Raw genomic sequence first — 12,314 nt, forward strand, 5'->3', positions numbered from 1 at the left:
ATTATTCTCCTTGCGGCGCGGCTGCCGGAGCGTCTGTCTGCGTGGCAGGCGCTGCCGTAGAGACTGTCGGTTGCGCCAGCAGATTACGCACGCGGGTTTGCATCAGTTTTTCAAGAATCGCCTGGCTTCCCAGGGTTTCTGGCAGATCCATCGTAATATTTTGCTGGCTTAATTTATCGACCTCCTCCAGAAAGGCTTTTGTCGCGGCGTCGTCAGTATCGTAATAAGCGCGAACCCAGGTCGAAACGTTATCCAGCGCCTGACGGTATGTTTCTTCCTGATGGCGTGGCACGGCCTGCGCGGCGACTAACAGGCGGGAGCGAATATTTTCGCGTAAATAGACGTCCTGGTTGGGCGCCAACAGCGGTACGGCGGTATCATCGCGGCGGCGAATGGTAATAAAGCTGTCCATAAAGTTCTGCCAGCTTTTTTGCAGGTTAACGTGCCATTCGCTTAACGAGCTGGACAGCTCGCTGCTGTCTGAATCCATCGGCGAACCATCAGTATCGTTATCCGCCAGACGCAAGTTATCGATTTGGTAAGAGAGCTGATTGAGCTTGAGAATAATGCCGTCGTAGTCGATCTGCGCAACGGATGACAGGCTGGCGATATCGTCAGTAATCGCGCGTCGTGCGGTAATCAGGCTGGGGTCGTTCATGTCCGCCAGACTGGCGTCAGCGCTTTTGAGCAGCGCAGCGGCGGTAGTGACGTCCTGATCGCTCCACAGCTTACGTCCGGCGAGTTTCACCAGGAAATCAGCCTGCGCCAGCAGCCAGGTTTTAGCATCGCTGCCGGAAATGGTGGCGACTTTTTGTTGTACTTCATCAAGCTGTTTCGCCAGCGCCGCCTGTTGGCGATTCGCGTCATCTAACTGCGCCGCTTGTTTTTTGATAATCCCTTCCAGCTCCGCTTTTTGGCTCTCCTGCGCCTTTTGCAAGGCGGTCAATTGCGTCGCCAGCGCATCGCTGGTTTCCGTTTGCGCGGTTGCTTGCTGTTTCCCCCAGCCATAAAGCCCAATACCTGCCGCCAGGGCAATCGCAATCGCCACCGCGCTTAATACCAGCGCGGCGCCGTTCTTACTTTTTTTCTCGGTATTAACTGGCTGTGGCGTGGTTTCCACGCTCTCCCTGGTCTCATCAACCACGGCGGAGGATTTTTCTTGTTCCGTCATTATGGCATCCCATTATGAGAGTTATTGTAATGCGCGCAACAGCGCATCGTTGTCGGCGTTATCAGCGACCTTAATATCTTGCCAGCCCAGCTCCCGGGCGAGGTGCGCCAGACGTTCACTGACGACCAATAGCCGACAGCGTAGTAACCAGTGCTCACGATACCACTCGGGAGTCAGCGACCAGAGCCGTTGCAACATCTCGCCGCTGGTAACAACAAGCGTTGTTACGCCGCGAGTATGCCAGCGCATCGCTTCTTCCGCGCCATCGTAATGTTTCGCACATCGTTGATAACATTCACAAAAACTGACTTCGGCTCCGCGAGCTGTCAGGGTTTCGCCCAGCAGTTCGCGGCCGCCATTGCCACGCAAAATCAGCGCGCGTTTGCCCGCAATATTTTGTAATTCAGGTAATTGTAGCAAGGCTTCGCTGATTTCCCGATCCAATGGATAACGAATATCGAACCCGCTAACGGTATGAAGGGCGAGCGCCGTGGTGCGGCCAATCGCGAAATAGCGCGGCGACGCAGGCCAGTTTCGGCCATCCCGCTGGAGCTGGGCGTGAGCAAAGGCGACAGCGTGCTGTGAAAGGGCAAAAACCAGATCGTTTTCCGCGAGCGTCGCCAGGCGGTCGGCCAGGGTGGGTAGCTCCCGACCAGCGACAAATTCAATCAGTGGAAAACTCCAGGCCACCTGCCCCAGTGCGCGCAGACGGCTCACTAACGCTTCCCCTGCGGGAGAGGGGCGGGTGATCAGAATACTCATGCGGGCGTCTCGCCGTTATAAACTTCCGTCAGAATCGCGCGTGCGCCGTTTTCCAGCAGTTCCTCTGCAAGCGAGATGCCCATTTGCTCCGCCTGCTCGGGAGAACCACGACGTTCGCCGCGCACCATCACCGAACCGTCCGGCGCGCCAACCAGCGCGCGTAGCCAAATTTCACCGTTGATGATTTCTGCATAGCTGCCAATCGGCACCTGACACCCGCCTTCCAGGCGGGTGTTCATAGCGCGTTCCGCCGTTACGCGTAGCGCGGTTTGCGAGTGATTCAACGGTGCGAGCAGCGCCTGTGTTCGCGCGTCGTCAAGACGACACTCAATCCCGACGGCGCCCTGGCCTACGGCAGGAAGCGAAACGTCGGGCGGCAAGGCTGTACGAATGCGCGACTCCAGACCTAAGCGTTTCAGACCGGCCACGGCCAGGATAATGGCGTCATAGTCGCCGTTGTCCAGCTTGCCGAGACGTGTGCCGACGTTGCCGCGCAACGAACGGATAATGAGGTCCGGACGGCGTTCCGCCAGTTGACACTGGCGACGCAAACTGGACGTCCCGACGATACTACCCGCGGGCAGATCGTCCAGACTGTGATATTTATTCGAGACAAACGCGTCGCGCGGATCTTCGCGCTCGCAAATGGTCACCAGACCGAGACCGTCCGGGAAGGCCACCGGAACGTCTTTCATAGAGTGCACGGCGATATCAGCGCGCTTTTCCAGCAGCGCGATTTCAAGCTCTTTAACAAACAGTCCCTTACCGCCAACTTTCGCCAGGGGAGTATCGAGAATCACGTCGCCGCGTGTGACCATCGGCACCAGTTCTACCGTCAGTCCCGGATGGGTTGCCATCAATGCGTCTTTGACATAATGTGCCTGCCAAAGCGCAAGGGGACTTTGGCGTGTGGCAATTCTTAAAACATTGTCTAACATGCTTGTTACCGTCATTATCAATCATTGACCATCCTAACATCCTTATAGAGAGTATGTTAGTTTTCCGGTCACCGTGAGTGAGAGGATAAGGCGCAGTGTCGTCAAGGACAGTGAATAATGACGAGAAACCGCCAGCCCGTATTTAAGAATTTACACGCAGCGAACGGTGCTACACTTGTATGTAGCGCATCTTTCTTTACGGTCAATGAGCAAGGTGTTAAATTGATCACGTTTTAGACCATTTTTTCGTCGGTATTAGATAAAAATATGCAGACGAGAAAGGGTAACGGTTATTTTTGACATACGGTTTATCCCGAATGGCGACGGTCAAGTACTGACCTGCACCATGACGGGTAGCAACATCAGGCGATACGTCTTGTACCTCTATATTGAGACTCTGAAACAGAGACTGGATGCCATAAATCAACTGCGTGTGGATCGCGCGCTTGCTGCCATGGGACCCGCTTTTCAGCAGGTTTACAGTCTTCTGCCGACATTATTGCACTATCACCATCCACTGATGCCGGGTTACCTTGATGGTAACGTTCCCAGCGGTATTTGCTTCTACACGCCTGATGAAACCCAACGCCACTATCTGAACGAACTTGAGCTGTACCGCGGTATGACGCCGCAGGACCCGCCGAAGGGCGAGCTGCCGATTACCGGCGTTTACACCATGGGCAGCACCTCCTCGGTCGGGCAGAGCTGCTCGTCCGACCTGGATATCTGGGTGTGCCATCAGTCCTGGCTCGACGGCGAAGAGCGTCAGTTGCTGCAACGTAAGTGTAGCCTGCTGGAAAGCTGGGCCGCCTCGCTTGGCGTTGAGGTGAGCTTCTTCCTGATCGACGAGAACCGTTTCCGCCATAACGAAAGCGGCAGTCTGGGCGGGGAAGACTGTGGTTCTACGCAGCATATCCTGTTGCTTGATGAGTTTTATCGTACCGCTGTGCGCCTGGCCGGGAAGCGTATCCTGTGGAGTATGGTGCCGTGCGACGAAGAAGAGCATTACGACGACTATGTCATGACGCTCTACGCGCAGGGCGTATTAACGCCAAACGAATGGCTGGATCTGGGGGGCTTAAGCTCGCTCTCCGCCGAAGAGTACTTTGGCGCCAGCCTGTGGCAGCTATACAAGAGCATTGACTCGCCGTACAAAGCGGTGCTGAAAACGCTGCTGCTGGAAGCCTACTCATGGGAATATCCCAACCCACGTCTGCTGGCGAAAGATATTAAACAACGTCTGCATGACGGTGAAATCGTATCGTTTGGACTCGATCCCTACTGCATGATGCTGGAACGGGTCACTGAATACCTGACGGCGATTGAAGATCCGACGCGGCTGGATTTAGTCCGCCGCTGCTTTTACCTGAAAGTGTGCGAGAAATTAAGTCGCGAGCGCGCCTGCGTAGGCTGGCGTCGGGAAGTATTAAGCCAGTTAGTCAGCGAGTGGGGATGGGACGACGCGCGTCTGACCATGCTCGATAATCGCGCAAACTGGAAAATCGATCAGGTGCGCGAAGCCCACAACGAATTGCTCGACGCAATGATGCAGAGCTATCGTAATCTGATTCGCTTTGCGCGGCGCAACAACCTCAGCGTGAGTGCCAGCCCGCAGGATATCGGCGTACTGACGCGTAAGCTGTACGCGGCGTTTGAAGCGTTGCCGGGTAAAGTCACGCTGGTGAACCCGCAGATATCGCCGGATCTGTCCGAGCCGAATTTAACCTTTATCCATGTGCCGCCGGGACGCGCCAACCGTTCAGGCTGGTATCTCTACAACCGCGCGCCGAACATGGATTCCATCATCAGCCATCAGCCGCTGGAATATAACCGTTATCTTAATAAGCTGGTCGCGTGGGCGTGGTTCAACGGCCTGCTGACGTCGCGAACGCATCTGTTTATTAAGGGCAACGGTATTGTCGACCTGCCTAAGTTGCAGGAGATGGTCGCCGATGTTTCGCACCATTTCCCGCTGCGCTTGCCTGCTCCGACGCCGAAAGCGCTCTACAGCCCCTGTGAAATTCGCCATCTGGCGATTATCGTTAACCTCGAATATGACCCGACGGCGGCGTTTCGCAATAAAGTGGTCCATTTTGACTTCCGTAAGCTGGACGTTTTCAGCTTTGGCGAAGAGCAAAACTGTCTGATAGGCAGTATCGACTTGTTATATCGCAACTCGTGGAACGAAGTGCGTACTCTGCACTTTAACGGCGAGCAGGCGATGATCGAAGCGCTGAAAACGATTCTGGGGAAAATGCACCAGGATGCCGCGCCGCCGGATAGCGTGGAGGTGTTCTGTTACAGTCAGCATCTTCGCGGTCTGATTCGCACCCGCGTGCAACAACTGGTCTCCGAATGTATCGAGCTACGTCTTTCCAGCACCCGTCAGGAGACCGGTCGCTTCAAGGCGCTGCGGGTTTCCGGGCAGACGTGGGGACTATTCTTCGAACGCTTGAATGTCTCGGTGCAGAAGCTGGAGAACGCTATCGAATTCTACGGAGCGATTTCGCATAACAAGCTGCACGGGCTGTCGGTACAGGTGGAAACCAACCAGGTGAAATTGCCGTCAGTGGTGGATGGCTTCGCCAGCGAAGGGATCATCCAGTTCTTCTTTGAAGAAACGGGCGATGAGAAAGGCTTTAATATTTATATTCTGGATGAAAGTAACCGGGCGGAAGTGTATCACCACTGCGAAGGTAGCAAGGAAGAACTGGTGCGCGACGTCAGTCGCTTCTATTCGTCATCGCACGATCGCTTCACGTATGGCTCCAGTTTTATCAACTTTAACCTGCCGCAGTTCTACCAGATAGTGAAAACCGATGGCCGCGCGCAGGTGATCCCATTCCGTACGCAGCCTATCAACACCGTGCCGCCAGCAAACCAGGATCATGACGCACCGCTATTGCAGCAGTATTTTTCGTAAGTGCTGCGCCGGGCAAAGCTGCCCGGCCGGCGTTCACCGCTTCACATTAACTTCACCCAACTTCGTTACCGTGACCTCCGCATTTGGTTTACAGGAGGAGGTTTGAGGTGGCAGATGCGTTCATTTTGTTAGGGATAGTCATGGCGATGGTCAGCCTCGGCTTCATTCTTATAAATAAGTTATTCTGTTTTATATCCGCTGGGTGCCTGCTCTCGCTATGCGCCAGCATGGCCAGTTTTCAACTCTGGGATGCGTCTTACTGGGGGCGATGGGGAAAAGTATGTCCCGGTCTGGAGGATGTGATCATCTCCTGCGACAATTACCATTTTCTCTATGACTTGGGATGGGAATTGTACGGTATCGCCTTTTTGTTCTTTACCGCGTTAATGCTCACATGTGCGGCCATTATTCTTATCAATATGATTATGGCTTTAGAACGATACTGTGCCGGATGGCGGCGCTAACACGCCTTATCCAGCCTACATTCGAAGAATGCTCATTGAGCGGAACAAGGTTTAGACAATATTTTTTTCTTATACAATTTATGTAGTAATATCCAGACCGTTCAAAACGCTATCGCGTCTTTCATTGTTTTCGTAAATATGTTTTGAAAAACCATATTAGAAACAAAAGCTCTTTAATGGTTTCTTATGGATGTTTTTATAAAAGGATATTATATGTCAATAAACAACCCTATTCTTATTTACGTGAATAAGAAACGACAAATAAAATTAGCTCTGTTTTATTCAGTGGTAGCTATAGCTCTTATGATGAGCCTCTTTCTAAATTATAGTATTATGCTAAAGATGGTGTGTGTTTTTTTAATACTCCTCATGATAGCAGGCGCAAGTGCTTACTGGTACTCCGCCTTTTCAGGAAAGCCACAGCTAACGTTGAACCAGGAGGGAGTAACATTACACACAACCAGGCTACCAATAGTTTACTGGCATGAAATCGACTATGTTGGTGAGCGTGTTAGCGATAATACGCCTGTGCTGGCCGTTTTTGTCAAAGATGTTGAGCTTTATTGTCAGCGAATTACTAATGAGAAAATGCGTAATAATTTTCTGTCATTATTAAATAAGCATGGAAGTAATCGCGTGATGAATATCTCTCTAAACGATCTCGATTATGATTCAGATGAGTTACAGGATATTTTTAAAATGGCTGTTGCCAGAAACCTGGAACAATAGGGTAGAGATATATGTTTTTTGTTATTACTCACCATATTGATGTGCTGCCTCTGGCAACCCTACCCACACATGAAACATGCCCTTATTGTAATAATCAGGATGTATGGTTGATTATTCGCCAAAAAAGGACCCGTACATGTGGTCTGTCTCAAGCGAGAAAAAGAGATAAGTTTGGTTTAGCGATATGCAATCATTGCAGCAATGAAATCAAGGAAAAACGTTGGTCACCAGCGTTACGTCAACTTTTTACCGAGCAGAAGCCACTATTTAACCTAACCTTTTGGCAACGCTACGGTTTTTGGGTTGGTTGGTTGAGTGTATGGCCCGCGCTGTTTCTGGCAACCTGGCTGTATTTCACATTTCGGGGTTGGTAATACGACCGCATATCTCGTTAAATATACGCAGGAAAGCGCTATTCTTCTGGCTCTCCTGCGGAATTAAAACTTAGCGAAAACTCACCTTTTCACCCGCCTGCTGCGTTGCCGCCTGCTCCAGCAGATCCCAGAAGGTTTCGCCGCTGCGATCGCAAACCCACTCGTCGCCTTTCAGATCGAAATGATAGCCGCCCTGTTTGGTCGCCAGCCACACCTGGTGCAACGGCTCCTGACGGTTAATAATGATCTTACTGCCGTTCTCAAAGCTGAGTGTCAGCACGCCGCCGTTGATTTCGCAGTCGATATCGCTGTCGCCGTCCCAGTTATCGAGGCGTTCTTCAATGGTGAGCCACAGGGCGTCAGCCAGGCGATGAAATTCACTGTCGTTCATTGTTTTATCCCGCTATTGAGTGATATCGCCAGTATAAGGGGAAGCGTCAGCTTCTGGAACCGATACGAATTACCGTTGTGAGCGGTAAAGGATAAAACTCAGCGGTAGGTAAATGACGATAAATAGCGCACCGGTGATAAGTATGACGGACGCGTTAACCGGGAAATGGTTCAGAGCCGACAGCATTGCCACCATCAGTGCGACGCAGCCGCCGCAGAGGAGAAAATGCAACAGGATTAAGGGGGCGCGCGGCTTTGCTTTGATATCCAAAAGAGCGCTAAGCAGACCGAGTACCGCGCTTATCGTCAGGACTCCGGCAGCTTCAACACCGTTTATCGTGCCGTGCATAATGCTTTCAATAATGACGTAAATGCATGAACCGATCCCCACGCCCCGAAGGGCGTTTTTCAAATGTTTATTCAAACGCGCAAAACGGTTTAGCGGCGTCATTTTTGGCATTCCTGCGCCCGCGTTATGATGATGATGTCTTTATTGTCGGAGTACATATTCTGATTCAAATTGAGCGTCTTATCCGGGCAGGGGGATGCTGTTCGGTAAAGCTGGCTGCCAATCCACGTATAAACGTAGCGGTTATCATACGCAAAACGTTCGGTGACTTTTAGCGGCCCATTGATGCTAAGGACCTGAATATCCTGAGCCTGCTGGCTATTATGCATAAAGTAGCCGTGCTCTTTTCCGGCGTTAATTTCCCGGTTCAGGAAGGGGGCTGTGCTATCCAGTTCCAGCCCTGAGTTGCCGGGTTAATCAATGAATTGGGTAACCGACGCAGGCGTTTGAAATTCACCTCCGGCAACAAAAGATTGTTCTCCTCTTCTGGCTGGAGATAAACCACGCCGCTGCCTTGCCGTTGATAAACATTGTGCGGAGGTTCACTCAGCCGACATCCCCAGGCGGGAGACAGCAGAAGTGAAAGCGAAAAAAGGCAAAACAAATTACGATATTGCATAAGGTCATCCGGGCGTGGTACGTAAACCTGAAGTGATTAGCAAAGCATGTTTCCTGATGTAAATGCGCAATAATCATGGCAACGCGCCGCTTTTCAGATTTTATAAAGAGCCCCTAAACGCTTGCTTTTACGCCTTCTCCTGCGATGATAGAAAATAGAAAGCATGAACTTACAGGCAATCCATAATGAAAAACGTGTTTAAGACACTCGCTGTACTTCTGACTCTGTTCAGCCTGACGGGCTGCGGTTTGAAAGGGCCGCTTTATTTCCCGCCAGCCGATAAAAATGCGCCGCCGCCGACGAAAAAAGTCGATTCGCAAACGCAGTCCACGATGCCCGATAAGAACGATCGCGCAACGGGAGATGGCCCGTCCCAGGTCAATTACTGAGGATAGTTTTCTGTCCCCGCGTGAACGGAGTGAATGATGCAATTCTCTAAAATGCATGGCCTTGGCAACGATTTTATGGTCGTCGACGCGGTAACGCAGAATGTCTTTTTTTCGCCGGAACTGATTCGTCGGCTATCCGACAGACACCTGGGCGTAGGGTTTGATCAGCTGCTGGTGGTTGAGCCGCCCTATGATCCTGAGTTGGACTTTCATTACCGCATCTTCAACGCCGACGGCAGTGAAGTCTCGCAGTGCGGCAATGGCGCGCGCTGTTTCGCGCGATTTGTTCGCCTGAAAGGGCTAACCAATAAACGCGACATTCGGGTCAGTACCGCGAATGGCCGGATGGTACTGAGCGTCACGGAAGATGAACTGGTGCGGGTGAATATGGGGGAACCAAACTTTGAACCCGCGCAGGTGCCTTTTCGCGCCAACAAAGCGGAAAAGACGTATATTATGCGAGCGGCGGAACAGACCATATTGTGCGGCGTGGTTTCAATGGGTAATCCGCACTGTGTCATTCAGGTTGATAACGTCGACACGGCGGCCGTTGAAACACTGGGGCCGGTTCTGGAAAGCCATGAGCGTTTTCCGGAACGCGCCAACATTGGTTTTATGCAGGTTGTAAGACGTGAGCATATCCGGCTGCGAGTCTATGAACGCGGCGCAGGGGAGACCCGCGCGTGCGGCAGCGGCGCGTGCGCTGCCGTTGCCGTGGGGATTCAGCAGGGGCTGCTGGCTGAAGAAGTACGCGTGGAATTACCGGGCGGTCGGCTGGATATCGCCTGGAAAGGTCCGGGTCATCCGTTATACATGACTGGTCCGGCGGCACATATCTACGACGGATTTATCCATTTATGAAGCAACCAGAGGAAGAACTACAGGAAACGCTCACGGAACTGGACGATCGAGCGGTCGTCGATTACCTGCGCCATCACCCTGAGTTTTTTATCCGTAACGCCCATGCCGTGGAAGCGATGCGTGTTCCACATCCCGTGCGGGGAACGGTTTCGCTCGTTGAGTGGCATATGGCCCGCGCGCGTAATCACATCAATGTGCTTGAAGAAAATATGACGCTGCTGATGGAACAGGCTCATGCCAATGAAAGCCTGTTTTATCGCTTGCTGCATCTGCAAAGCCGTCTGGTCGCCGCGGATAGTCTGGATGAGATGCTGGTGCGGTTTCACCGCTGGGCGCGCGATTTGGGTCTTGCCGGCGCGACGCTGCGTTTGTTCCCGGATCGGTGGCGTCTTGGCGCGCCATCGCGCTATACGCATCTGGCTTTAAACCGTCAGGCCTTCGAGCCGCTGCGTATTCAACGACTGGGACAGTCGCAGCATTATCTTGGCCCGCTAAACGGCCCGGAACTGCTGGTGGTCTTGCCGGAGGCGAAGGCTGTAGGCTCGGTAGCCATGTCGATGATGGGCAGCGATGGCGACCTCGGGGTGATTCTCTTCAGCAGCCGTGACCCGCACCACTATCAGCCGGGACAGGGGACGCAGCTTTTACAGGAGATCGCGCTGATGCTGCCGGAACTGCTGGAACGCTGGATTAAACGCGTATGACGGATGTCGCGCTTTCTCAGGACGTCTCGCGGTTCCTGCGCTATTTAGGCGTGGAGCGCCAGCTTAGCCCTATTACCCTGCTGAACTACCAGCGTCAGCTTGATGCCATTATCGCTTTAGCCGGAGAAACCGGGCTGAAAAGCTGGCAACAATGTGACGCTGCGATTGTGCGCAGTTTTGCGGTGCGCAGTCGGCGCAAAGGGCTTGGCCCTGCCAGTCTGGCGCTACGTCTCTCGGCATTGCGAAGCTTTTTTGACTGGTTAGTCAGTCAGGGCGAATTGAAAGCTAACCCGGCGAAGGGCGTCTCCGCACCGAAAGCGCCGCGTCATCTGCCGAAAAATATTGATGTCGACGACGTTAACCGCCTGCTGGACATCGATCTTAACGATCCGCTCGCCGTACGTGACCGGGCGATGCTGGAGGTCATGTACGGCGCGGGACTGCGTTTATCCGAACTGGTTGGCCTGGATATAAAGCACCTCGATCTTGATACCGGCGAAGTGTGGGTAATGGGTAAAGGCAGCAAAGAGCGACGCCTGCCGATTGGCCGTAACGCGGTGACGTGGATTGAGCACTGGCTGGATCTGCGCGGCCTGTTCGCCAGCGACGAAGAGGCGTTATTCCTGTCGAAGCTCGGCAAGCGTATCTCCGCGCGCAATGTCCAAAAACGGTTCGCCGAATGGGGCATAAAGCAGGGGCTAAACAGCCACGTGCATCCACATAAGCTGCGCCATTCGTTCGCGACCCATATGCTGGAATCGAGCGGCGATCTGCGCGGCGTGCAAGAGCTGCTGGGTCATGCCAACCTTTCCACCACCCAAATTTATACTCATCTTGATTTTCAACACCTTGCTTCAGTGTACGACGCGGCGCATCCGCGCGCTAAACGGGGGAAATAATGCGTTTTTACCGGCCTTTGGGGCGTATTGCCGCGCTCACCTTTGACCTGGATGATACCCTTTATGATAACCGTCCGGTGATTTTGCGTACTGAGCAGGAAGCGCTCGCTTTTATGCAAAATTATCACCCGTCGCTACGTTCGTTTCAAAACGTCGATTTACAGCGGATACGGCAGGCGGTGCGTGAAGCGGAGCCGGAAATCTATCATGACGTTACCCGCTGGCGCCATCGCGCGATAGAGCAGGCCATGCGGGATGCGGGATTATCGGCGCAGGAGGCCATTGCCGGCGCGAATGCGGCGATGATGCATTTTGCCAAATGGCGCAGCCAGATTGAGGTTCCGCAGGCTACCCATGAGACGTTACAGCAGCTTGCGAAAAAATGGCCGCTGGTGGCGATCACTAACGGCAATGCCCAGCCAGAACTGTTTGGCCTCGGCGATTACTTTAAGTTTGTACTGCGCGCCGGCCCGGATGGACGTTCCAAGCCGTTTAGCGACATGTATTTCCTGGCGGCGGAAAAACTGCATGTGCCGATCGGCGAGATCCTGCATGTCGGCGACGATCTGACTACCGATGTGGCTGGCGCTATTCGCTGTGGGATGCAGGCCTGCTGGATTAAACCTGAAAATGCCGACCTGATGCGGACGCAGGACAGCCGTTTACTGCCGCATATCGAAATTTCGCGGTTGGCATCTCTCACCTCGCTGATATAATCACCAGTAGTTCTGTATAAATTCCC

Annotated in this window: 15 protein-coding genes and 1 pseudogene; 9 read left to right on the top strand and 7 right to left on the bottom strand. The window is 53.0% G+C overall.

Going from position 1 to position 12,314, the window contains the following annotated elements; all coding sequences use genetic code 11:
• Position 1: 1 nt before the first annotated feature.
• The 3 genes from hemX to hemC are packed head-to-tail and all read right to left on the bottom strand — an operon-like array spanning position 2 to position 2,871.
• On the bottom strand, positions 2-1,171 hold the full coding sequence (gene hemX, locus ABVN36_RS20460; RefSeq protein WP_112324609.1) for a uroporphyrinogen-III C-methyltransferase: 1,170 nt from the start codon (positions 1,169-1,171) through the stop codon (positions 2-4).
• Positions 1,172-1,192: 21 nt separating this feature from the next.
• Positions 1,193-1,933 carry a uroporphyrinogen-III synthase gene (hemD, locus tag ABVN36_RS20465; RefSeq protein ID WP_000025490.1) on the bottom strand — a complete coding sequence of 247 codons (741 nt, stop codon included), beginning with the start codon at positions 1,931-1,933 and terminating at the stop codon, positions 1,193-1,195.
• Positions 1,930-2,871 (bottom strand): hydroxymethylbilane synthase, encoded by a 942-nt coding sequence (gene hemC, locus ABVN36_RS20470; RefSeq protein WP_001521319.1) that lies wholly within the window; start codon positions 2,869-2,871, stop codon positions 1,930-1,932. The genes hemD and hemC overlap by 4 nt, the downstream gene beginning before the upstream one ends.
• Before the next feature lie 376 nt (positions 2,872-3,247).
• Here hemC and cyaA point away from each other — a divergent pair, with 376 nt between their 5' ends.
• The 4 genes from cyaA to ABVN36_RS20490 all read left to right on the top strand — a co-directional run bounded on the left by cyaA (position 3,248) and on the right by ABVN36_RS20490 (position 7,361).
• A complete protein-coding gene (gene cyaA / locus ABVN36_RS20475) occupies positions 3,248-5,794 on the top strand; it encodes a class I adenylate cyclase (protein WP_000281718.1) in 2,547 nt (848 codons plus the stop codon).
• A 107-nt stretch (positions 5,795-5,901) separates the two neighbouring features.
• Positions 5,902-6,258 carry a hypothetical protein gene (locus ABVN36_RS20480; RefSeq protein ID WP_000752580.1) on the top strand — a complete coding sequence of 119 codons (357 nt, stop codon included), beginning with the start codon at positions 5,902-5,904 and terminating at the stop codon, positions 6,256-6,258.
• Positions 6,259-6,444: 186 nt separating this feature from the next.
• Complete coding sequence (locus tag ABVN36_RS20485; RefSeq protein ID WP_001747560.1) at positions 6,445-6,987, top strand: STM3941 family protein; 543 nt, start codon at positions 6,445-6,447, stop codon at positions 6,985-6,987.
• A gap of 11 nt (positions 6,988-6,998) precedes the next feature.
• Entirely contained in the window at positions 6,999-7,361 is a 363-nt protein-coding gene (locus ABVN36_RS20490; RefSeq protein ID WP_010989084.1) for a hypothetical protein, read from the top strand.
• A 70-nt stretch (positions 7,362-7,431) separates the two neighbouring features.
• On the opposite strand, the gene cyaY is transcribed toward ABVN36_RS20490, so the two are convergent.
• The 4 genes and pseudogenes from cyaY to ABVN36_RS20510 form a co-directional block, all read right to left on the bottom strand.
• On the bottom strand, positions 7,432-7,752 hold the full coding sequence (gene cyaY / locus ABVN36_RS20495) for an iron donor protein CyaY (RefSeq protein WP_000999925.1): 321 nt from the start codon (positions 7,750-7,752) through the stop codon (positions 7,432-7,434).
• 69 nt (positions 7,753-7,821) lie between these two features.
• Positions 7,822-8,211, bottom strand: a complete 390-nt coding sequence (locus ABVN36_RS20500; RefSeq protein WP_001125561.1) for a DUF3021 family protein — start codon at positions 8,209-8,211, stop codon at positions 7,822-7,824.
• Positions 8,199-8,498: pseudogene (locus ABVN36_RS20505) on the bottom strand (hypothetical protein); the annotation flags it as partial. The pseudogene ABVN36_RS20505 and the gene ABVN36_RS20500, both read right to left, overlap by 13 nt.
• Positions 8,468-8,719 (bottom strand): hypothetical protein, encoded by a 252-nt coding sequence (locus ABVN36_RS20510; protein WP_024146526.1) that lies wholly within the window; start codon positions 8,717-8,719, stop codon positions 8,468-8,470. The pseudogene ABVN36_RS20505 and the gene ABVN36_RS20510, both read right to left, overlap by 31 nt.
• A 185-nt stretch (positions 8,720-8,904) precedes the next feature.
• On the opposite strand from ABVN36_RS20510, the gene ABVN36_RS20515 reads away from it, so the two are divergent.
• From ABVN36_RS20515 to yigB, 5 genes are read left to right on the top strand one after another with little or no spacing between them, the layout of a single operon-like run.
• Positions 8,905-9,108 (top strand): lipoprotein, encoded by a 204-nt coding sequence (locus ABVN36_RS20515; RefSeq protein ID WP_000799903.1) that lies wholly within the window; start codon positions 8,905-8,907, stop codon positions 9,106-9,108.
• Between the two features lie 36 nt (positions 9,109-9,144).
• Complete coding sequence (gene dapF / locus ABVN36_RS20520; protein WP_001160671.1) at positions 9,145-9,969, top strand: diaminopimelate epimerase; 825 nt, start codon at positions 9,145-9,147, stop codon at positions 9,967-9,969.
• Positions 9,966-10,673 (top strand): DUF484 domain-containing protein, encoded by a 708-nt coding sequence (locus tag ABVN36_RS20525; RefSeq protein ID WP_000812763.1) that lies wholly within the window; start codon positions 9,966-9,968, stop codon positions 10,671-10,673. Before dapF ends, ABVN36_RS20525 begins: the two co-directional genes overlap by 4 nt.
• Entirely contained in the window at positions 10,670-11,572 is a 903-nt protein-coding gene (xerC, locus tag ABVN36_RS20530; RefSeq protein ID WP_000132874.1) for a tyrosine recombinase XerC, read from the top strand. Before ABVN36_RS20525 ends, xerC begins: the two co-directional genes overlap by 4 nt.
• Positions 11,572-12,288 (top strand): 5-amino-6-(5-phospho-D-ribitylamino)uracil phosphatase YigB, encoded by a 717-nt coding sequence (gene yigB, locus ABVN36_RS20535; RefSeq protein ID WP_001213560.1) that lies wholly within the window; start codon positions 11,572-11,574, stop codon positions 12,286-12,288. Before xerC ends, yigB begins: the two co-directional genes overlap by 1 nt.
• The last annotated feature ends 26 nt before the right edge of the window (positions 12,289-12,314 follow it).

Source organism: Salmonella sp. SJTUF15581 (assembly GCF_043356775.1).
Taxonomy (GTDB): domain Bacteria; phylum Pseudomonadota; class Gammaproteobacteria; order Enterobacterales; family Enterobacteriaceae; genus Salmonella; species Salmonella enterica.